Origin of the sequence: Dapis brunnea BLCC-M229 (assembly GCF_050015995.1) — a bacterium.
GTDB lineage: Bacteria > Cyanobacteriota > Cyanobacteriia > Cyanobacteriales > Microcoleaceae > Trichodesmium.
In genome coordinates this window covers 72,969-96,908 of the sequence record NZ_JBNHEP010000152.1, presented here as the reverse complement: position 1 = coordinate 96,908, position 23,940 = coordinate 72,969, and the positions used below count along the sequence as shown (strand labels likewise).

Here is a 23,940-nt window from a genome sequence, read left to right as displayed (position 1 = left end):
TTTTTTATCCCCTATCCAAGGGGAGGTTTTAGACCACAATTTTTCGGTAACAGGCAAGAAAGATAAAACTGTACCATCAGCTTACTGAGAAACACTATAGTTTTGATTAAAACTGATTTTACGCCTACCTAAATTCATTTATATTGAGCAAATCTCAGGGAAATTGTGTATAATAATGAGAATAAATTATACTAATTAAGAATAAAGTATGAATAAACTAGGGCAAAGTAAGCAGATTTCTAGGGAAAATCTAGGATGGGGCGAACGCTTGACCATTATTCAAGGCGATATTATCTCTCAACAAGTAGATGCGATAGTCAACCCTACTGACAATAATCTCCGTGGTTATGGGCTATGTAGCAAAATTCATCAAGCAGCAGGAGAAGCACTAATAAACGCCACCAGACAAATAGAATGGCTCGAAAGCAGCCAAGCCAAAATTACTAAAGGCTATCAACTTGTGGCCTCATATATCATTCATACTTGTGCCCCGGTTTGGGATAAAACCAATAGCCAAATATCCAGTAAACAGCTAGCTAAATGTTACCGGAACTCTCTGCGGTTAGCAGCAGAAAACCAAATTCATAGTCTCGCCTTTCCCTGTATTAGTACAGGAATGCGTGGATTTCCTAAAGATTGGGCTGCAAAAATAGCTCTAACAGAAGCTTTGACATTTTTGCAAAATAACTCTCTCCCGTGGAGAATAATTTTTGTCTGTCGCGAACTAGATGATTATGAACAATACCAGACCAACCTGCCAAATTTCATAACTTCCGCCACTGCTTCAGAAAAACCTGAACCACAAATAGCTAAACAGCTCGTTGCTCAAATTTCATCTGAGCATCGAGTTGCCATTATTGGCAGTACCTCATTTTGGGGTGTGACTACTGAGGCAATATGCAACGCTACTGGCAGAAAACTTGCGACTTTGGGGGAAAATTTAGCTCTTTTAACAGGTGGAGTTACTGGTATACCTGAAGCAGTCTCCCGTAGTTTTTGGCAAGAATGCAGCAGGCAAAATCAACCTGCTCCAGTTTACCACATTCAGCCAGAAGGATTTGAACCCTGGGAATATGGTACAAATCTATATGGAGGTAAAACTTTATTTGAGCGTCGAGAAATTTTAGCTCACATGGCATCGGTTTATGTGCTAATAGAAGGGGGACCAGGAGCAAAACAAGAAGCGGAAGTTGCAATGGAAGTGGGGGCGGTGGTAATTCCGGTGGGGGTGACAGGAGGTTTTGCCAAACAACTTTATCAACAAATGTCTCGTCCTTACTATATATCCTCTGAGTTGTGGCAAAAGTTGGGGCAACAGAATATTTCATCAGAAACAGTCGGGGAGGCGATCGCTCAAATTATTCAAAAAATATGGCAACGCCCAAAAGATGTGATATTTGAGCCAAATAAAAAATACGTTACCGATTTAGAATTGCACTCAGCATTAGGAGTTAACTACAGAAAATTGCAAAATTTACTAGCAGCATCTCAATGGCAAAAAGCTGACAGGGAAACCTTCCGCCTATTTTGTGAAATTGCCTTGAGAGCGCAAGTACACGAAGGTGTTCGGGAAATCAGAGAGATTTTGAAGACAATTGACAAAAATATGCAACCAGAGAGATTTCATGAACTTACTCACTTGCTACAGCATTACCAAAAAATGCTTGGGAGTATTCATCAGCAGGAGTTTCCCACTTCTTCATTTTATGGTTATTTTCCTGGTTGCCTGAATGGAAAGTTTATTCACAAACTGCCTTTGCTAGATTTGCAAACAATTGATTTGCTCTGGATAGTCTATTCTCATGGGCGTTTTGGATTTAGCGTCCAGGAAAAAATTTGGCGCACACTATATATTCAAAATGACGACGAGGCAAAAGTAGAGGGGAATTTTATCAGTTGTGTGGGGCGTGGTTATTCTCAAACTGGTGATGCATATCGGGAGGGTGAAGTCAATTTCACCCTTAATTCTCCAGAGGGGTTGTTACCATGGCTCAACTGGTATGATGCTGAAGGTAATCTTCATGGTATAGAATCTGATAACCAGTTAACTTATTTGATAAGTGGGTTGGCTCAAAGGGGTATTTTTAACAAGCTATGGCGACAGCGAATTCAGGAAAGACTAGAAGCGGGAGAGAATGATTTTTCTAACTGTGTGCTGAGTGGTTTAGCTTTGCAGGGTTTAAATTTTCAAGGTGCTAATCTTAGGGGTGCTAATCTGCAGAATACTAACTTTGAGAGAGGAAACTTTGCTGAGGCTGATTTGAGGGGTGCTAATTTAGCGGGGGCAAAATTTTCGGTAGGAGCGTTACAGGATGCAATTGTTGATGGGAGTAAGATTACCGATCGCCAATGGTTAAGAACTTATATGATTCTAATTGTTGATGATTCTATTGTTGTTCGTCAACTTTTGAGTACAACTTTTACTAATGCTGGCTATCAGGTGGAAATAGCTAGAGATGGGTTAGAAGCTTGGAATAAACTGCAAAATAATCTACAAGTTGACATGATTTTATTGGATCTAGAAATGCCTAATATGAATGGTTATGAGTTAACTAAAAAAATCAGAAATGATTCTAGGTTAAAAGATATACTAATAGCTGTTCTGACTAATCGTGGTACGATTAGAAATAAGCAGAAAAAAAATCAGCAAGAATTTAACTATTGTAGTTATTTGACAAAACCTTGTGTTGAAGAAGTAGTGTTAGAGACAGTTAAGAATGTTTTCAATAAACAAGCCTGGTCTTGAATAAGGTTATCTTTGAAGAAGGAAGAAGAAAGTTGGGAAAAGTTGATGGGGATTCCAACCACAACCAATTGTAGATACCCTGTAGACGGTTGGGTATTAAACCATTTCTCAAAAACTTCTCTACATTTTCGCATTGCAGGGGAGTAGTAGAGACGTTGCATGCAATGTCCGTACAGAGAGGCAAATATAAGAATAATTAATCCTAACTGACCAATAATTATGGAAAATTTATTTTTCTTGTTTTAATTACTTAATAATTGAAGTCCCATCTAAGTATAGGATTAATGCATGGTAATTGGTATTAAACGTACAAACGAAGCTCTATTTTTAAGTGTTAAACTGGAGATGATATAACTGATATGATGTCTGGTTGAATACTTATGAGGAGCCAGGAGTCAGGAGCCAGGAGCCAGGAGGGAAGAAGAAGGAAGAAGAGAAGAAAGTTTTTTATAACTAATTAAACGGACATGATCTGACCAATAGTTACTATAGCAATCATATTTGCAAAATCAAAAATTCTGTAAAATCATGAAACTTTTGCTAAATTATCTGACAATTATACTTAGCATATTTGCCCTGCAAAACTTTGCTTTAGCAGAAACAAATACTCTAGAAAAAAAACCGCAAAATTCTCAGTCAGAAAAAATATTTCCTACTAACTCCCAACCTCAAACACCAGAGGAAAAATTAGCCGAAGCAGACCGACTTTATATAGCAGGAGAAAAAGCAGTAGCAGAAAAACTTTATCGAGAAGTAAAAGAACCATTTTCTGAAGATATTGAAGTTAAAGTTAATCGCCCTCAACCAGTCTATGAACCTACAGAATTACCTGTAACTGGTCAAGTATATTGGGAACAAGCACAGGAAGGTTTAGCCAAAAATCGAGAAACTCAAATATTCGTATCTTTAGAATTATTAGTCAAAGAATATCCCCAATTTATTCCAGCTCATCTTCAATTTGCAAAAGCTTTAAAAACTGAAGAAAAAACAGAATTAGCTTTAGAAGTATTAAATCAGGCAGCAGGTTTATACCCCAACGAACCAGAATTAATCAAAGCAACAATTACTGCCCTAGCAGATGAGGAAAAATGGTTAGAAGCAAGTTTATCTGCCCAACAATTTGCTTTACTGAATCCCGAACATGCCCAAGTTAATGAATTTAATCAATTAGCAGAAACCTATCGAAAAAAATTTCAATCTCAGCTCAAATCAAGATTAAGAAGAAATGCAATTGCTAATGTTGTGACTGGGGCATTAGGGGTAGCTCTTACTGGCAATCCATTTGCAGCTATGAATGCAGTTCAAACAACATCAATGATGCTGCGAGGAGAATCAAGAATTGGCAAAAATATAGCAAAGTCTGCAAGAAAAAGTTTACCTATGGTTGAGGATGAAGAAATTCTTGAATATGTCAATAATATGGGTATAAAACTGGCAGAAATGACTGGTAGAAATGAATTTGAATATAATTTTTATGTAGTCAATGATGAAAACCTTAATGCTTTTGCTTTACCAGGAGGGCAAATATTTATAAATTTAGGAGCAATAATGAAAACTAATTCAGAAGCAGAATTAGCAGGTTTACTTGCTCACGAACTAGCACATACTGTATTATCCCATGGATTTAAGTTAATGTCTGAAGGTAGTTTAGTTACTAGCGTAGTACAATATATTCCTTATGCAGGAGGTGCAGCTAGTAATTTAATTGTGCTTAACTATAGTCGCAAAATGGAACGTCAAGCAGATGTATTGGGAACGCGAATTTTAGTATCAGCAGATTATGCTGCAGATGGGGTGAGAAATCTCATGGTTACTCTCAATGAAGGGAAAGAAGATATTGGTATTCTTGCTTGGTTATCTACTCACCCAGAGACATCAGAAAGAGTGCGTTATTTAGAAGAATTAATTGTTAATAATGGTTATAATCGTTACGCTTATGAAGGGGTGGTATATCATGGCAAAATGCGGTCAAAAGCTAAAGCATTATTAGTAGAAAAGAAAAAGGATTTTTCAGAAATTTAGATATTTCTTGAAATAGAGGGGAAACCACCCTCAAAAATATCAAAGTTCCACTATGAATTGATGTACCTTTGTTACCTCCTATAATTAATAGGACTTATATCATGTCCGGATAATTAACGATAAAAAAGTATTAGTTTGTAGTACGGCTTTAGCCCGATAATGGATAGATGGGGCTAAAGCCCTACTACGAGCTTTAATTATAACTATTCAACCGGAGCGGATAATTAACGATAAAAAAGTATTAGTTTGTAGTACGGCTTTAGCCCTAGATAGATATTTAGCGGGCTAAAGCGCAACTACGAGCCTAATTATAAGTATCCAACCGAAGATGATATAATATTAAATATTAAAGATTTTGATATGAAACCTACTTTTGTAGAATCTTACGGTATATCCGCTCTCAGCATAATTTTAGGGACATTAGCCGTAGCTCCCACCGCTAACTCTCAACCTGTAACTCCTGCAAATGACGGTACAGGTACAACAGTTACCCCACAAGGCAACCAATTTAATATCGAAGGTGGCACGCGCAATGGGGCTAATCTCTTCCACAGCTTTGACCAATTTAATGTCAACTCTGGGCAAATAGCCAACTTCCTCACTACCCCCGACACTAGAAATATTCTGGGTCGAGTCACAGGAGGAAATGCCTCTTATGTTAACGGTCTGATCCAAGTCATAGGAGGTAATTCCAACCTCTTCTTAATGAACCCTGCCGGAATTATGTTTGGTCGAAACGCCAGCCTCAATATACCCGCCTCATTCAGCCTTACAACTGCTACAGGAATTGGCTTTGACAACAATAACTTCTGGTTTCAAGCAATGGGCACAAACGACTACTCAAATTTAGTCGGAAACCCCAGTGGATATAGATTTAATGTATCTAACCCAGGCGCTATAGTTAATGAAGGAAACTTAAGTTTAAACCCTGGAGAAAATCTCACTTTATTGGGTGGAACGGTTATTAATACCGGGGAACTTTCCACCGCAGGGGGTAATATTACCATTGCAGCAGTAGAAGGCGGTAATACTCTGAGAATATCTCAACCGGGACATTTATTAAGTTTAGAAGTAAACTCAACAACAGCAAATGGAGAAGATATTTCTGGTATAACCCCCTTATCTTTAGCAACACTTTTAACAGGTGGAGAAATAGCTCAGGCTACATCTGTCATAGTTAATGCTAATGGTGAAATATTATTGACAGATTCAAATACTCTAGTTGCTGATACTCCAGGAGATGCTATTGTTTCTGGAAATATTAACGTTTCGATCCCCCCTAACCCCCGTTCAACAAAAAGTGCAGCATCCTCTGGCTTCCCCCTTTCTAAGGGGGACGGGAGGGGGATAGAAAAAGGGGGGGACATGAATAGTCTCGCCCTTTCCAAGGGGGATGGAAGGGGGGTCGGAGGGCAAGTTAATGTCTTAGGCGATCGCGTCGCTCTCCTCAACACAAACATTAACGCTGATGGCATCAACGGAGGTGGAAATGTATTAATAGGAGGCGACTTTCAAGGTAATGGCATTGTTCCCAATTCTCAGCAAACTTTTATTAACAAAAACTCAATTATTTCTGCGGATGCTATTAGTAATGGAGATGGAGGAAGGGTAATAGTTTGGTCAGATAGAATTACTAATTTTGCTGGAAATATTACTGCCAAAGGTGGGCAATTTTCTGGTGATGGAGGGTTTGTTGAAGTTTCGGGAAAACAACAATTAATATTTAATGGAACTGTTAATGTTAGTGCAGCTTTTGGCAATCCAGGCACAATTTTATTAGATCCTGAAAATGTAACAGTGGGAAAGGGAGAAAGACCAGGTTCTCCTCCTCCAGGTTCTCCTCCTCCAGGTTCTCCTCCTCCAGATTCTCCTCCTCCAGATTCTCCTCGAGAAAGTCCAGAAAGTCCAGAAAATCCAGTAACAGAAACACCAATAGATCCTTTCGAGCAAAATGATAATCCTGATGTGACAATTTCAGCAGAAAATATAGGGGAATTATCAGGAGATGTAATTCTCCAAGCTGATAACGATATAACAATAAATGAACAGATAAAAACTGACTCATCTGTAGAATTAAAAGCTGGTCGAAGTATTAATATAAATGCTGATATTGATACATCAATTGGCAATGGAAATATTGACTTACTTGGTAATAATGATGAGATGAATATTGCCAAGCGCTCTGATGGGAAAGCTTCCATAAATCAATTAGATGGAACAACTTTAAATGCTGGAAGTGGCAGGATTAATATTGAGTTAGGAAATTTGGGAGAAGTAGGAGATATAAATCTGGCAAATTTAACTACAACTGGGCAAGTTTTAGTTAATGCTAATGGTGGAAATATTGCTAAAATTTCTAATGCTTCAATTATTAATGCAGGTAGTGCTTTATTTCAAACTTCTGGCAATGGTGGAATAGGTTTAACTAATGCACCTTTGCAGTTGGATGTAGAAAATTTAGAGGCAGTTAGTGGCAGTGGAGGAGTATTTTTTGATGTGGGAGATGTGAATATTGGTGGTGTGAGTGAGAATGTAAATGGTATTGCCACTATTGGTGGGGGCGATCTTATTCTTGAGAGTGAAGGAGATGTGACTGTTACTGAAGACATTAGAGCTGATGTTGTTGCTGATGGTGAAACAGGAGGTGATATTAATATCACTGCCAAAAATCTTTCTGTGATTAATGATGGTGCTGTAATATCTGCCAGTACCTTTGCTAAAGGGAATGCAGGAAGTGTGGAGATTGATGCTACTGACACTGTAGTCTTTGATGGAGCAGACTCAGAAGTCACTGGAGTATTTAGCAATGTGGAATCAGGAGCAGTAGGGAATGCAGGGGGTATTGCTATTACCACTGAGTCTCTGGAAGTTAAAAATGGTGCTGTAGTAGGTAGCGTAGTGCGACCAAGAGCAGAAGGGAATGGAGGGGATGTAACTATTACTACCGGGTCTCTGGAGGTGAAAAATGGTGCTGTAATATCTACCACTACCTTTGGTATAGGGAATGCAGGGAGAGTGGAGATTGATACTACTGAGACTGTACTCCTTGATGGAGAAAACTCAGAATTCACTGGAGTAGTTAGCATTGTCGGACGAGGAGCAGTAGGGAATGCGGGGGATATAACTGTTACTACCGGGTCTCTGGAGGTAAAAAATGGTGCTGTAATATCTGCCAATACCAGTGGAAAAGGGAATGCAGGGAAAGTGGAGATTCATGCAACTGAGACTGTGGTCTTGGATGGAGGAGACCCAGCAGTTTTCACTGGAATTACTAGCTCGGTGCAACCAGGAGCAGTAGGGAATGCGAGGGGTGTCACTATTACTACTGGGTCTCTGGAGGTGAAAAATGGTACTTTGATAGATGCTAGTAACGGTGGAAAAGGGGATGCAGGGAATGTGGAGATTCATGCTACTGAGACTGTGGTCTTGGATGGAGGAGACTTCGAGTTCACTGGAATAAGTAGCGGAGTGCAACCAAGAGCAGAAGGGGATGGAGGGGATGTAACTATTACTACCAGGTCTCTGGAGGTAAAAAATGGTGCTCAAATATCTGCCAGTAACGGTGGAAAAGGGAATTTAGGTAATGTGGAAATTAATGCTACTGAGACTGTGGTCTTGGATGGAGGAGACTCAGAATTTTTAACTGGAATAGGTAGTCGAGTGAGACCAGGAGCAGAAGAGAATGAAGAGGGTGGGAATATAAGCATTACAGCAAATTCTCTGGAAGTGAGAAATGGTGCTGAGATATCTGCCAATACCTTTGCCAATGGACCTGGAGGCAATATCAAAATTGAAGCTACAGAAATAGTCAACCTAGACAACGATGGCAAACTATTAGTAGAAACCAGGGGGGCTGGAAAAGCTGGAAATATAGAGATTAAATCTCCTGAAGTTAATGTTGGTACAAACTCTGTAATTAGCGCTGAGGCTACAAAAGAAGCTACCAATACAGAAGAAGGAGGTAACATCACGATCGGCACCAACACCCTTAATATCTCAAATTCAGAAATATTCGCTCAAACCCAAAGTGAAACTCCCGCAGGTACTATTACTTTGAAGCCTTACAACAATAACTCAGGTCTCAACATCAACTTCAGTAATAAAGCCACTATCTCTGCCAACACCCAATCCACAGGAGAGGGAGGCAAGATCTTTATCAGTGCTCCAGAAACTATAGAGATCGTAGGAGATGGCCAAATTGTTGCCGGAAGTAATGGTGCTGGAAAAGCTGGAAATTTAGAAATAAATACCCAACAACTCACTATTGCCGAAAACGCTAGAATTCGTGTCTCCACAATCGAAAACAGCACTAATACAGAAGGAGGTACAATCTCCATCTATGCTAACAGAATCAACATCTCAAGTTCAGAGTCATCAGAATCAAAATCAGAAATATCTGCTGAAACCTAGATCGAAACTCCTGGAGGGACTATTAATTTGAAGCCTTATGAGGAAAACTCAGACATAGAAATCAACTTCAGCAATGACAGCAGGATATCCGCTCGCACTCTATCTAGAGCAACAGGAAGTGCAGGGAATATTAACATCACTGCCCCAGAAAAGATCAAAATCTCAGGAGATGGCAAAATTTCTGCAGAAAATTCAGGCGCAGGGAGGGGAGGTAACATTACATTCAAAGCTGGAGAAAGCATAGACATTCTTAGAGACCTGAAAATCTCAGTTGAAAGCACACGAACTGCCACAGGCAATGCAGGTCAAATCAATATTGAAACCCAAAAGCTGACAATAACTGACGGAATAAACATCAACGCCTCCACTAAAGGAGCAGGAAACGCCGGAGCTATCAACATTAACACCAACAGTTTCAGACTAGAAGCAGGAACAAGTCTCACCACAGAAACCAAAAGTGCTGGAAAAGCAGGAGACATCACCATTAACTCTGAAAGACTCACCATAGGAGAAGGAGCAGAAATTAGTGCTACAGCAAAAGCAGGAGCAACTAATACAGAGGCAGGAGGCAATATCTCCATCAACGCCAACGACGTATTTATCTCAGGGAGACTTGGAATATTCGCTGAAACAGCAGGAGACTCACCCGCAGGCACACTCCAATTTACCTCCTACAAAAATGACCCCAACCTTAACATCAACTTCACTGAAAATGACTTCATATCTGCCTCAACCTCTTCCACAGGTAACGGAGGCAACATATTCATCAGTGCCCCAGAAACTGTAAACATTGAAGGCCAAGGAAAAATCCAAGTTACCACAAGTGGATCGGGCAACGCCGGCATTATTGAAATCATTACCCAAAATCTCACACTTAGTCAAGGAGTAGACCTAATAGCCTTCACAGAAGGTCCAGGCAATGCTGGCACTATCAATTTAGAAGCAGACAAAATCAATATCCAACCGAACTCCCAAATACTAGCCTTCACCGAAACAGAAGGAGACGGAGGTAACATCACTATTAAAGCCACAGAAATACTTAACCTAGAAGCATACACCCAACTATCAGTAGAAACCTACAATGCAGGGCAAGCAGGAAACATAGAGATCGCTGCCCCCCAAGTCAACATTGGCCAAGACGCTCAAATAAGTGCTACAGTCACACTAGGGGCAACCAGCAAAGAAGGAGGAGGTAACATCACAATAGACACCAACGATCTCGAAATATCAGGCCGACTCGGAATATTTGCCGAAACCGAAGCCACAGCAGACGCAGGCATCCTCACTCTCAACCCCTATAAAAACAACCCCAACCTCAATATTACATTTACTAATGAAGGTTTTATCTCAGCCCGCACAACCTCCATAGGAGACGGAGGTAACATCAACATATTTGCCCCAGAAAACATAAATATTTCCGGGGAAGGCAGAATAACAGTTGAAACAGAAGGCAGTGGAGACGCAGGCATCATTAATATAGAAACAGAAAACCTCACCATCGCCGAAAACACAACAATATCAGCAGCCACATCCGACAGTGGAGATGGAGGCAGCATCAACATTACTCCCAGTCAAACATTCAACTTAGAAGGTCAAATCTTAACAGAAACCACAGGCACAGGAAAAGGAGGTACGATCGCTATCAATACCGGCGAAATGATAGCCCCCAATAGTCGCATCTCCGCTAAAAGCACCGACGCTGGCAATGCAGGTGCAATAGAAATTACTGCCCAAAACAACATAACCACAGGCATCATCACCTCAGAAGCCAACAACACACAACAAACTGCCGATGGAGGCAACATCAGCATTGCTAGCGAACAAGGAGAAATTAACGCCACTCAACCCATTCAATCATTTTCAGAAAAAGGTAACGCTGGAAATGTCACCCTTCAAGCAAAAACAGATATTACTACCAACACCATAAGTTCCCACGGACAACAACAAGGCGGTCAAATAACCATTACATCAGAAACCGGAAATATTGACACCAGTAACGGCGAATTCCTAGCCAACTATTCAGGAGGAGGTGATGGAGGCGATGTTACCATAAACGCACCTCAAGGAAACATCACTACTAGCAACATCTACTCATTTGCTGACGGAGATGGAGGTCAAATAACTCTCAACGCAGGTAACAATATCAATATTACAGAAAAGAGCAACATAATATCAGCATCCGAACCTCCAGAAACAGAAGGAGAGAATGGGAGCGCGGGAGTAGGGAGAGGGGGAGATATTATTCTCGAAGCAGGCAATAATATTAACACTCAAACTGCCAGAATATATTCCGGTGCAGACAACGGTGACACAGGAACAATAGACATTATTGCGTTATTCGCAATAGAAACAGGTCAAATAGACTTAGCATCAGGGTTTGTCAGAGAAGAAATACCAGTCAACAACAACTTTACCCTCATTCCCGTACCCCAAGGAGAAGCCACCCAAGGAGTCGCCGGAAACATCACCCTCCGCAGCAACAACAGCACAATAGACACCACCGCCGGAATAATAAATTCCCGTTCCCCCGATGGCTCTGGCAATATTACCCTCAACGCCAGAGAAAATATTACCACAGGCAAACTAGAAGCAAGCGCCCTCAACCAAAACCAATCCACAACAGGCGGAGACGTCAGCATCACAAGTGTTCAAGCACAAATCAACGCCACCCAAGCAATAGAAACCTTCTCAGAAAGAGGCACTGCTGGAAATGTTGATATCATTGCAGAAGGTTCGGTCAATATAGAAAACATACTCTCTCAAGGAACACAACGAGGAGGCAATATCACCATAGACAGTCGTAGTGAAAACAGCATCAACGCCCAAGGAACATTAAACACATTTTCTACAGAAGGAATAGCAGGAGATGTCAACCTCACATCCCCAGGAAACATAACTATTAACGGCATTCGCTCAGAAGGAATGCAACACGGAGGTGAAATTACAGTAGAAAGTGAAATCGGAGAAATTAACTCAACAGGAGATATAGAGTCATTTTCAGAGCAAGGAATAGGAGGAAATATCACACTGACTGCTCCTGAAAGTGTAAATTTAGCAAATGTGTCATCCTTTGGAGCAACAGAAAGTGGAGACTTAATCATTCAAAGTCGCACAGCACAAGTAAATACAGGCAACGTTACCACCCAAGCACCAGCAGGAAGTAGTGGCAGTATTATCATCAACGGAGAAGAAGTAGGCACAGGAGACTTAAGCTCTATCGGCACAACAAGCGCAGGTGAAATTAATGTCGAAGCAACAGATGGCTCCATCACAACTTATGATCTTGAAATTAGCTCTGATGGAACAATTGGAAATTTAACACTCAGAGCAACAGAGGATATTACCACAGGAGATATTAATCAAAATGCAGGAGAGGGAGATGCAAATATTAATATTGAGTCGGGAGAAGACCAAACCACAGGAGATATTAATCAAACTGCAGAGAATGATACTAACAATATTCAAATTGCAGAAGGCGACCTGACTACAGGAGATGTTAATCAAACTGCAGGGAATGATACTAACCTCAATCAAACCGCAGGAGATGACATCAATACCGGAAATATTAATCAAATTGCCGACAATGATACTAATCTCAATCAAACCGCAGGAGATGACATCAATACCGGAAATATTAATCAAATTGCCGACAATGATGCTAACCTCAATCAAACTGCTGGAGATGACATCAACACAGGAAATATTAATCAAACTGCTGGCAATGATACTAATCTTAATCAAACCGCAGGAGGAGATATTAATACACCAGTAATTAATCAAAATGCAGGCAATGATACTAATCTCAATCAAACCGCAGGAGGAGATATTAATACACCAGTAATTAATCAAAATGCAGGCAATGATACTAATCTCAATCAAACCGCAGGAGGAGATATTAATACACCATTTATCAATCAAAACCCAGGCAATGAATCTATCAATATTCAGAACGAAGGAGTCAATCAAAATAGAGATATTCCCTCAGTAATTTCTGATAATAACCAAGTTATTAATCAAGAAAATCTCCAGAATAATAATACTAATATTCCGAATAATACTACCACAAATTTTATAGAAACAACCACTTTATCAAAAACCACAACTTCCGAGATAATTTCAACCATTACCCCCAGTAGTAATAATCAAACAACTAATACAGTTACTGCTAAAGAAAAAACAGAATCATCTATCAACAATACCACTGACACTCAAGAAATCTTAAACATAATTGATACTGTTAATACCAATCCTCTCACAGTTGCCACAGGTTCAGACCAAATATTAACCATGTTAGAAGAAAACCGCATCAAAGAATATTCAGATTATTTTGGAGAAGACTTTAACGAAAAATTAGTCAATACACAAAACGTCCGAGATATTTTGACAGACATGGCTTCTCAAACAGGAAAAGAATCAGCCGTTGTTTACATTAATGCTTATGCCGACCAAATCCAAATCATATTATTTACCAAAGATGGTCAGCCAATTCTCAAAACCATTCCCTCCGTTAATCGTCAAAAATTGAAACTAGCTGCTATTAAATTAATCTCAGAAATTATCGACCCCAGAAATCGTCAATCAACAAGTTATTTAGCAGAATCTCAACAATTATATAAGTGGTTAATTGCTCCAATTGCAGCCGAATTATCAGCAGCTAATATTGATACTATTTTATTCAGTATGGATAGTGGTTTTCGTTTGTTACCTCTGGCAGCTTTACATGATGGAGAACAATTTTTGATTGAGAAATATAGTATTAGTTTAATTCCGAGTGTGAGTTTAATGGATAGTCGTTATCGCCCTCTTAAAAATACAAAATTATTAGGAATGGGAGCTAGTGAATTCAGGGCAAATACACCTTTGCCTGCTGTACCTGTAGAGTTAGAAACTATCTCTAAAGAATTATGGCAAGGTAATAGTTTCTTCAATGAAGAATTCACCCTAAAAAATCTAATTAGTCAACGTCAAAATTATCCCTATCCGATTATTCATTTAGCTACTCATGCTGAATTTAGAAAAGGAGATGTGAGTAAATCTTATATTCAATTATGGGACGAAAAATTGCGATTAAATCAAGTTAGACATTTAGGTTGGAATAATCCGGCAGTGGAATTATTAGTATTATCTGCTTGTCAAACTGCAGTGGGGAATAAAGAGGCAGAATTAGGTTTTGCTGGTTTTGCCGTAGCGACAGGAGTGAAATCAGTATTGGGGAGTTTATGGTTATATCAAGTCACATTAATTAACCATAATATAAGTATCTTCAGACATGACTTGAGGCCACCAATGGTAGAAAGTGATTCCTCGGAGCAAATCTGGTCTTCTCAGTAAATGGCAAAATACTCAATTACTTACTCCTATTGACCACTATAATTGTCTCCTGTCTCCTGTCTCCTGTCTCCTGTCTTCTATTTTTAGACTACATTTTGTCGTGCGGAATGTAGGATAAAACATTTTTTATACCGAATCCAGCGGATTTGATATCAGATTAAAAATGTCACAAATAGTTTCAAACTTTAGATATGAAATAATTTACTGAAACTACTTTATTGTAAAAGTTATGAGTCTATAAAATCTAACTTTTGACTTTTGAGTTTTGAATTCCGTGAAACGGTATCAGTACCTTATTTATTGGTCAAAAATTAATTTTAATCGGCAGCATTCCAGTCTTTAACAATAACACTCGCCCAATAATTATGCTTTCAGGATACTTCTGTTGCAGCGCATTCAAACAAGCACTCGCTGACTCAGCAGATACCGTAGCAAGCAACCCACCAGAAGTTTGCGGGTCAAACAACAACGGATAAAGAGGATGCAAACTCGCCTGTTCCCGATTTTGAATTGATGCAGATAGTTGCAGATTTTCTGGATACAGAGAACTAAAAATACCTTGTGCCAAAGTTTCAGCTACTCCTGGTAAGACAGGAATAGCTTCCATATCTAATTCCACACCCACTCTTTGCCCTTTCAGCATTTCCAACAAATGTCCGACTAATCCAAATCCAGTCACGTCAGTACAAGCAGTCGCACCATACTCTAATAACAACTCAGCAGCATTCTGATTAGAAACCAACATCGATTTAATAGCACTTTCAATCCAACGTCCCCTTGCTTTGAGACGCATATCCGCAGCAAATAATGTTCCTGTTCCCAAAGGTTTCGTTAATATCAGCACATCTCCCGGTTGCATCCCTCTATTGTGCAATAGTTTTTCTGGTGATGCTAAACCATTACAGGTGAGACCAAAAGCAAGCTCCTCTCCCTCTGTTGTATGACCCCCTATTAAAACAGCACCCGCTTCATTCAAAACTTCTGTTGCTCCCAATAACAATTGATATAAACTATGCTCCTGTTTAGTCGGAGCAGCATAGGGAATAGTAGCGATCGCTAACCCACTTTGAGGCATCGCCCCCATAGCAAACAAATCGCTCAAACAATGATTAGCTGTAATTTTTCCCAACAAATAGGGATCGTCCACCAACCCCCGAAAATAATCTATCGTTTGCACCATCACCCTATCTGTTGGTACTCTAACCACCGCAGCATCATCAGGTGTATCTATACCAATCAAAATATCATCCCTCTGTATTTTCTGGGGAATTTTGTGCAGCACATTCTCCAAAACCCTACTACCTACTTTTGCTCCACAACCAGCACAATGCATTGGGGAATCTTGTCTTTTGCCTTCTATATTCTGCTTTTTGCCTTCCATTGTCAGATTAGAGAACTTATCCATAAATTTCTGATCAATGCGGTCTTTCCAACGCCAGAGTAACTGATGAGGTCCAAAACCTATTCTGCCACGGGAAGCGATCGCCCGTTCGTCACCAGTGCCAATCAAAATCAGGAATTTTTTCTGAGGTATAAATGACTTGAGCGGTTTTCCTAGGAGAGCGCGTTGGAGATTTTCAAACAGAGGTTTTCCCTGGCGCACCGCAAACACACCAGCTTTGGGGCGAGAATGATTCACCATTGTTGCCACATCTCCTGCTGCAAAAACTTGAGGATGAGAAATTGACTGTAATTTCTCATTGACCAAAATAAAACCTCTGGCATCTGTTGCCAAACCTGCTTGTTGTAACCAAGGAGTTGCTGATGCTTGAGTCACCCAAAACAGAATATCGCATTCTATTTCCAACCCCGAATCACAACGAATAATTTTGAGAGTAGAGTATGAAGAATGAGAGGTTTCATTCATCCCCGCATGGGTATTAAAATCACTGTCACTTGTTGTTGGAACTTTCCCATAATTCATCCGTGTATCCGTGGCAAAATCAGTGTCTAGCACATCCGTGGCAAAATCACTGTGAGCTGCCACCTCCCTAACATTTTCCTCTAAATGCAATACCACACCACGACTTTTCAAAATTTTCTCAACTTCCTTTCCTACCCAACGATGACGATCGGGTAATAATCTCGTCCCCCGCTGAAATAAATGTAATTCCAAGTTATCAGTAGGTTGTTTAGCATTGCGATAAATCTGATGGAGATGACTTTCCACCGCGAAAGCTAACTCTACTCCCCCAGCACCACCACCCACTATTCCGAGCCGCATTTTCTGTGTGGGAGACTCAGAAACCATTGTAGTTATCTGATGCCAATAGTTGATAAATTTTGATATTGGTTTGACGGCAATAGCATATTCTGTTGCCCCTGGTACAGTTAAACTCGCGGGAGTGCTACCAATATCAATGGAAAGTAAATCGAAATTTACAGGGGGACGGTTAGCACAGAGTACCTGATTTTTCTCCAGGTCTAGACCTATAGCGCGGTCTACAAATATTCTAGCGCCAGCAAATTTAGCGAGGGGACGCAGATCGATATGACATTGGTCGAAGTTGTATAAACCTGCCACATATCCAGGCAACATTCCAGAGTAGGGGGTGTGATATACATCTGTGATAAGAGTTAGTCTGACTCCTGGTATAGGGTTCATGGCAAATTTACGGATGGCGATGGCATGACTATGACCGCCTCCTATTAGCACTAAGTCTGTTTCTGTTGGTATGGATGATTTCATCTAATTAGGGAATAGGGAATAGGGAATAGGGAGTAGAGATTAGTATTAAATTGCTATATCATTTTCCCTTAATTTTCAATATTGATATCAAATAGGAGTTTTATAAGAAAATGATTAATTTAATCTAGTTTACTCTCAAATACCAACACTGCTACAAATTTTATTCAATTGTTTTCTACCTGCTTTTATATACTCAGAGTTGCTTTCAACTTGCAATATCTGACAACCCTTTTTCAGTAACTCATCTAAATCATTAATTTGCCATAGTCTTAGACTGTTGTCTTGTCTGGAAGCTACGACTATTTGACTCCAGTCTTGATTTAATCCCATAGTATAGCCTTCATATTCCGCAATTAAATTTCCCCATCGGTCCCAAATTTTAATTCGGTCGTTTTCTTCTATCATGGCAATGCGATCGCCATCTGGACTAATTCTAATGTCTTTATGCCAATTTTCTCGTCCTTCTAGCTTTGCTAGTATATTACCTTCTAAGTCCCAAATAATAGATGCTTTGCTGTTAAAAGGTGTAACAAAGTATTCTCCTCTTGGACTGGATACTGTCGGACTATAATAAGATACTACTGAGGAAGTGCTTGAGTATGAGTAATTTTCTCTATTTGGTGGTGTTGAGGGACTACCATAAATTGTCGGGAAAATTCTTCGGCGAATCTCATGGTAACCAGTATCACCCCAACCACAACTTTCAGGAATAAATGGTTTCCTGAGAGTCATTATCTGATTTCCTTGAGTATCCCAAAATTGGATGCTTTCTCCACCAACAATAATAAGTAACTGTTCACCATCAGGGCTAAAGTGTATATTAGGTATACTATAACTAACGTTAGGGATTTTAAAATTAGCAAGTTGATTTCCTTTTAAGTCCCATATACGAACAACTCTCTGACGTTCTTTTTTGCCTCTCCAATTTTTTTCTAATTTTGGCTCAAGAGTCATTATCCTGTCACCCTTTGGACTAAATTTCAGCCAATTTGTATAGTCTTTTTTCAAATCCTTTAAAACTGCTATTTCTTCACCAGTTTCTAAATTCAAAATAGGGATTCTGTATGCACGATAATAATTGTTAGGTGGAGGAAGGTAGTTTTTTGTTCTTTGATTTATCGCAGTATATTTTCCATTAGGACTAATAATATCTTGCCAGTTATAATGTTGAATAGTCTCTTCCATAATATGCATATCAGTAGGATATTCATGTTGTACTCCCCAATCAAAATTCCAATTTCCTCTCATTTCTACTAACTTATTACCTTGAAAATTCCATACTTCAATTTTCCTTATAATTGATCGATTCTTAATTTGTTATATTCGATTTAGAATAATTTTTTGACCATCAGGAGTTAACTCTATACCCAATACTTCTTCTGGATGTTTTTCAAATTTTACCAGTTTTTCATCTAGAACATTCCACAGTTTAAAAGTCTTATCTTCTCCCAACATAGCTATATATTTACCATCAGGAGTTAGTCGTAAATCCCTAATACCAGGAACAACTCCTTTCATAGCTATATAATTACCTTGAGAATCAACCCAAATATCTTTAACAGCAGTTTTTTTCTGTGGAAAAATTTCTATTGGTTTGCCTGATTGAAGTTCGTTAATAATTTTTTGTAAGGTCAGAATAGGGGTACTGGTTAAATATTTAATATTAGGTTGGTTATTAATTTGTTTTAATTCATAAGCAACCTTCATCGCAGAAAAAAGCCCATCCTGTTTTTGCGCCTCAAACTGTTTTAATGCTTGACTACTTTCTGCTTCTAAACGTTCTCGGTATTTTAACTCTTTTTCTCCTAATGCTTGAGCCGTTTCAAATTTACAAATAGGATAATCTCCCCAAGAAAATCTAAAATTATCACCACCAGGCTTGTCTAGACGAAAAATTACTTTGTTGTTAAAAGTCAATCTATAATAACCTGTCAAAATCAAATATTTTCCTACCAAATAGAAAATACTTCCTAACAGTAATAATATTCCTATTCTAAGATAAACTCGTCTTTTATTCATCAATATATTTTAATTTTATCTACTTGGATAATCTTTGTCTATTTATAGCCCATTGCTAAATAAATTAGCAAAATAATATAGATTTTTTTTATGATTGTGGCAAGACAAAATTTAATATCATTTGCCTCCTCCGGGGAGCTAAATTTGGGTATAATTAGTTATAATAAAGTTTTTGTTTATAGTTTTATACAGACCATCCAATATTTATATTAGGGCTAGAGCAAAACTACGAGCTTAATTATAACTGTTCTACTAAACATGATATAAACAATGATTCAAGGATTTTATTTATGGGCATTTTTGAGAAATTATTTACTTTGAATTATTATAAATTTTTACCCTATTATTTTTGAGAAATTAGCAATCAAAAATATTGACAAGCTATCAAAAAAAAATCACAGATAACACAAACAGAAACTATTGAAATCAAAATATTGATTAACTTTTGATCGAGTCTGAAACCAACCTTGCTAACTCCTCTGTTGCGCCAAGAGGAGTAGTTAGATGAAACTTAATAGTAGGATATATTTGGGAGAGTCGATCTAGCGTATCAGCGATCGCATCAGTAATTCCTCCATTAAACAGAAAGTAAGGCAAAATACCAATTTCTTGATATCCCTGTTTAACTAATATCTCAACCCTAGACTTGAGGTCAGGAGCAACAGACCAATAAGCAGTACACACCAAAACTTGACAACTACTCGCAAGAGACTGGGATATTTTTTCCACAACTTCATTACCACCGGGACGACGACTACCATGAGAAATAACTACCCAAGCATCAGCACTCACAGAAGTTATTTTAGTCGCTAGTAGATTTACCATTTTTGGATGGGAACCAATATAAGGAGACAAATTGATTTTAACAGGGGTATTAATTTCTAATTTATTTTCAAGCTTCAAGTTACTCTTTTGTTGCTGGAAAACCATCTCTGAAGTAGCGATCGCTCTTACCTTATCTTGGAATATCTCAATTTCTGCGGGAATATCTTCGGTGACATGAACTCCCGGTAAAAGGAATAAAGGTATTATTTGCATTTGAGTAATATGGAGCGATCGTGTATATTCCCAAAAATCCTGAATTTGTTCGTGTAAAGGTTTCGGTCCAAGTTCTAAAACCCCTGTACTAATCACAGGAGATTTTAGTATATTGTTATCCTTCCTGAAATATTTACTTAAAGGTATTTGTCCAGATAAAAGTTCAGCTAGTTTGTTTAATTCCAGCTTTGGTCGTGGGTCGCGACTACCATGAGATACTAAAAAATATGTTGATAAGTTGTTAGTCATAAATAAGTCCTTTACAGAATTAATTTAATATTTTGAATACCCATAAATAATAGGTGGCAGGCAACAGGGAAGAAAAATCTACTTGAACAGTAGATATAAATAGCTTTACTTACCTACTTAACCTGAGCATCAAATATACAATAGATATCTTACAAAGAGAATATAGCAATCCTAAATCATTCGTGAACAGTAATCGGCTTGAAACTTAGATACAGCAAGAATATTTCTGGATAAATTTTACAAATCAGATAGGATTGCTATATAGCAGTCCTATTTTATTTGTGTATAAAAACCTTACCGCTTTTAGGGAACAGGGAACACTTAACTGGGAACAGGGAACAGGTGGGAGTTTCAAGTTTTTTATCTACTTTTTGATTTGTCACGACCTATTTAGGATTGCTATAGACTTTTTGGAGGACTAGGCAAAAAGCACTTATACAGCGGGCAGGATATTTTTATAGAATTAGATTTAGGTACGAAAAAAGATTGAATTGGTCGTTTTGAATAAGACTTATATAATTTCTGGAAATGTCTAATGTTAGAAGAGGTGCAAATATCTTCTTAGAGACTTCCAATTTATCAATTATCCCACAATAGATTTTGGGCATTTTGCCTTCTGATAACATAAGCAAGGACAAGATGCTAATCCTAGTTTTCTAAGTTGACGTAAGCTGCCAAACTTTTCGGTCAAGTCCCTCTAGAACTACAAATACCCCAATTTATCCCAGTCTCCCGATTCCTCATTCCCCAAAAAAAGACATAAAAAAATCAATTTCAACACATCCAGCACCCACTCTAGACAAAGGATGAACTAATCACATTAAAAACCCTTTTTTTACAGACATAAAAATAATGTTTGCGTCCATTGTCACTAATTATTTTCTCAGCCAACTATTATCAATATCCCAATTTACCATCCGTAAATTTTCAGTTTGGGAAATCATTATAGTTATCAAGATAAATAAATCAATCAAACAAACTTAAAAACAAGGAGCAAGACAAATGGTTTTAATGACTTCCCCCTCTATCAAAGAAAGTTTTTGGCAAGCTATCGACACCTCAAAGTTCTCTGGCAACCCCACATTTGACCCCAGACTTCAAAGTTTACAAAATATTTCTCTTCCGGAATTAATTAAAGTTTTAGAACAATACTCTTATGTAACTAAAATCCATGCTCAAAGCTTAAACTATGTTTGTAATGTCATTACACCAGGTAAATTAAAAGTTCTTTTAGATGAGATTTATTTTGAAGAAACTGGTGATGGAAACCCTGATGATTCTCACTATAATTTACTGAAAAAATTCTTGTTTGGCTTGAATGAAAGTTTTGGTGGAACCATGCTCGCCAATACAATTAATCCACGAGTTGATGCCCTAATTGAAAATTATGAGAATGATTTAAAAAGCCATCCTGCTCACGTTGCGATTGGTATGGCAGGTATGGGTACTGAGTGTATTTGTGGTCCAATCTTAGAAGAAATTTGGGCACAAATTCAAGGTCGCAAAGACTTAGAAGATATATTATCTCAATTGAACCTAGAATTTTGGGATATTCACACTGGAGAAATCGATCATTCCCATGCTGTAAGAATGCGTAATGCTATAGATGGGGAAGTAGGAGATAGTGAAGAGTCTGCGGCACAAATTCTCCAAGGTTATCAGTTGTCTGTGAATTTTTGGGATGATTTATTAAATATTTTTGTAACTTTGTAGATGTGGTAATTGATAGTGGAGGTAAACCATAAAATACCTCCATTTCTATCGTTTTGTTATAAACAGTAAAATATTCTTTTAACAGATACTCTAAAAATTTAAAATTTGCTATTTTTAGCATTAGCAAATATGGCGTTTGCTTCTGGTGAACTGATAAAACGCCAATGCCAAGGTTCATAACTAATACCTTGAGAATTATTGGGAGGAAATGACATTTCAAAGCCGTATTCTTGGGCATGAATTTTTAACCACTGAAAAGCTGTTGTATTTTCAAATTCTGGAGTTAAATCTAAATTTGGAAATCGACCATCTCCTAAATCTACAGCATAACCTGTATGATGTTCGCTATATCCAGGAGGTGCGTTAAATTTAGCTGCTTGTTGTTCGGAACCTAATTTTTTTACTTGAGTCTTCCATAATATTTGTTGTTGTTGAATAGTTCTAAATCCTGAAATTACAATTATCCAAATTCCTTCGGTTCTAGCAGCATATATTAAGTGCATTAATTTTTGAGCAGCTTCTCGATTAAGTTGTTCAAAACGTTGATATTCTCCTCTACCATAACTACCAACTATCATCAATTTTTCGAGATTAGTTTCTGCATAAGGAAAGTGTTGTAAAAATGGTTGATTATTAGCTAATTTTTGAGTAGGAATTGATTCTATAGAATCATTTTTTATAGGATTTAATTCAGGTGAAGTAATCACAGTCGGAGTAGAATCTCTAACCTGCTTGCCAGGAAAAAAATGTATAACTGATAGACCAAGTATGACAACTATTGCTGCCATAATAGTTCCCATGATTAATAGCTGTAATTTACTCAACAATTTACGCAAAATTTTCATAATTTCCTATGCAAAATTAATTACACATCCTATTAACTCCTTCTTCCCTCTCTCAACTAGGAAATTCCTAAAAGTACGACTACTTATTTAGTAATATCATGTCCGGATAATTAGTGATAAAAAAAGTTTTTGTTTGTAGTTGGGCTTTAGCCCCATCTATAGTTATAATTAAAGCTCGTAGTTGGGCTTTAATTATAACTATTCAACCGGACATGATATAAGTATTTAGCAGTCAGCATTCAGCTATCAATTTCATTATCTTGAGAGAAGGAATTGGCATCTTCGTGATTTCAAAGAATTAAAAGTATGGGTAAAAGCTCATGCTTGGTTCATTTATTAAAAAGCTGAAAGCTGACAGCTAATAGCTGTTTGCGCAGCATTCCGTAGGAAATACTTACCTTATTTAGAGAGTGCGAGAGTTAGATATTTTCCACTGACCGTCTATTAATTTTAAATTGTAAATAATTGTCAGAGTTTTAAAATCTGTTTCATTAGGGTCAATTTTGCCATTGCGATACAAACTATATTCTTCAGTAATTCTAACTTTGATAGTGGCACTGTCATTATTGGCAAAAAATTGTTCTATTGAATCAAGTCTTTGCACGCCATATTTATAGTAAGCATTATTATTTTTTAGCCAATTAATTGAACCATTTACTCCTGCTATTTTTTCATAAAAATCTCCTGTGGTTAATTCGTTGGCAATTTGGCTATTGTATGGAGGAGAAAACATTTTTTCTTTTGCTTCTAACCAAGTTTTAATTAACTTGGCAACTTCCGTATCTGTGATATATTTTTCTGTTTTGCTGAGGGAAGGTTGAGGTTTTTGAGACTTTCTTGAAGTTTTGGGAAGGGGTGATGGAGAAGTTACTTTATTT

Annotated in this window: 10 protein-coding genes and 1 pseudogene; 5 read left to right on the top strand and 6 right to left on the bottom strand. The window is 38.0% G+C overall.

Translation table 11 applies throughout. The features are described 5' to 3' along the window. The first annotated feature begins 208 nt into the window (after window positions 1-208). From ACP6PM_RS18145 to ACP6PM_RS18130, 4 genes and pseudogenes are all read left to right on the top strand, one after another. Entirely contained in the window at window positions 209-2,746 is a 2,538-nt protein-coding gene (locus tag ACP6PM_RS18145; RefSeq protein WP_426587029.1) for a macro domain-containing protein, read from the top strand. Window positions 2,747-3,274: 528 nt separating this feature from the next. Then, window positions 3,275-4,768 (top strand): M48 family metallopeptidase, encoded by a 1,494-nt coding sequence (locus tag ACP6PM_RS18140; RefSeq protein WP_426587027.1) that lies wholly within the window; start codon window positions 3,275-3,277, stop codon window positions 4,766-4,768. 360 nt (window positions 4,769-5,128) lie between these two features. Continuing rightward, window positions 5,129-7,408 (top strand): annotated as a pseudogene (locus ACP6PM_RS18135) (two-partner secretion domain-containing protein); the annotation flags it as partial. A 1,797-nt stretch (window positions 7,409-9,205) separates the two neighbouring features. Continuing rightward, entirely contained in the window at window positions 9,206-14,509 is a 5,304-nt protein-coding gene (locus tag ACP6PM_RS18130; protein ID WP_426587025.1) for a CHAT domain-containing protein, read from the top strand. Between the two features lie 304 nt (window positions 14,510-14,813). On the opposite strand, the gene selD is transcribed toward ACP6PM_RS18130, so the two are convergent. The 4 genes from selD to ACP6PM_RS18110 all read right to left on the bottom strand — a co-directional run bounded on the left by selD (window position 14,814) and on the right by ACP6PM_RS18110 (window position 20,504). Beyond that, window positions 14,814-17,198, bottom strand: coding sequence for a selenide, water dikinase SelD (selD, locus tag ACP6PM_RS18125; protein ID WP_426587023.1), 2,385 nt, complete (start codon window positions 17,196-17,198; stop codon window positions 14,814-14,816). 135 nt (window positions 17,199-17,333) lie between these two features. Continuing rightward, the gene (locus ACP6PM_RS18120) at window positions 17,334-18,446 is read right to left on the bottom strand and encodes a WD40 repeat domain-containing protein (protein WP_426587021.1); all 1,113 of its coding nucleotides are present in this window, start codon (window positions 18,444-18,446) and stop codon (window positions 17,334-17,336) included. Between the two features lie 69 nt (window positions 18,447-18,515). Then, window positions 18,516-19,217, bottom strand: coding sequence for a WD40 repeat domain-containing protein (locus tag ACP6PM_RS18115; RefSeq protein WP_426587019.1), 702 nt, complete (start codon window positions 19,215-19,217; stop codon window positions 18,516-18,518). A gap of 438 nt (window positions 19,218-19,655) precedes the next feature. After that, on the bottom strand, window positions 19,656-20,504 hold the full coding sequence (locus tag ACP6PM_RS18110; protein WP_426587017.1) for a sirohydrochlorin chelatase: 849 nt from the start codon (window positions 20,502-20,504) through the stop codon (window positions 19,656-19,658). Between the two features lie 1,002 nt (window positions 20,505-21,506). Here ACP6PM_RS18110 and ACP6PM_RS18105 point away from each other — a divergent pair. Next, window positions 21,507-22,217 (top strand): iron-containing redox enzyme family protein, encoded by a 711-nt coding sequence (locus ACP6PM_RS18105; protein WP_426587015.1) that lies wholly within the window; start codon window positions 21,507-21,509, stop codon window positions 22,215-22,217. Window positions 22,218-22,315: 98 nt separating this feature from the next. Here ACP6PM_RS18105 and ACP6PM_RS18100 read toward each other — a convergent pair whose 3' ends face one another. After that, a complete protein-coding gene (locus tag ACP6PM_RS18100) occupies window positions 22,316-23,062 on the bottom strand; it encodes a M15 family metallopeptidase (protein WP_426587013.1) in 747 nt (248 codons plus the stop codon). A 403-nt stretch (window positions 23,063-23,465) separates the two neighbouring features. Continuing rightward, on the bottom strand, window positions 23,466-23,940 hold a 475-nt coding region (locus tag ACP6PM_RS18095), incomplete at its 5' end, for an ARC6/PARC6 family protein (RefSeq protein WP_426587012.1).

What these genes read in the sequence shown, in the direction of transcription:
- ACP6PM_RS18140 (WP_426587027.1), top strand. Translation starts at nt 3,275, where the DNA reads ATGAAACTTTTGCTAAATTATCTGACAATTATACTTAGCATATTTGCC.
- ACP6PM_RS18115 (WP_426587019.1), bottom strand. Translation starts at nt 19,217, where the DNA reads ATGAATAAAAGACGAGTTTATCTTAGAATAGGAATATTATTACTGTTA.
- selD (WP_426587023.1), bottom strand. Translation starts at nt 17,198, where the DNA reads ATGAAATCATCCATACCAACAGAAACAGACTTAGTGCTAATAGGAGGC.
- ACP6PM_RS18105 (WP_426587015.1), top strand. Translation starts at nt 21,507, where the DNA reads ATGGTTTTAATGACTTCCCCCTCTATCAAAGAAAGTTTTTGGCAAGCT.
- ACP6PM_RS18110 (WP_426587017.1), bottom strand. Translation starts at nt 20,504, where the DNA reads ATGACTAACAACTTATCAACATATTTTTTAGTATCTCATGGTAGTCGC.
- ACP6PM_RS18145 (WP_426587029.1), top strand. Translation starts at nt 209, where the DNA reads ATGAATAAACTAGGGCAAAGTAAGCAGATTTCTAGGGAAAATCTAGGA.
- ACP6PM_RS18120 (WP_426587021.1), bottom strand. Translation starts at nt 18,446, where the DNA reads ATGAGAGGAAATTGGAATTTTGATTGGGGAGTACAACATGAATATCCT.
- ACP6PM_RS18100 (WP_426587013.1), bottom strand. Translation starts at nt 23,062, where the DNA reads ATGAAAATTTTGCGTAAATTGTTGAGTAAATTACAGCTATTAATCATG.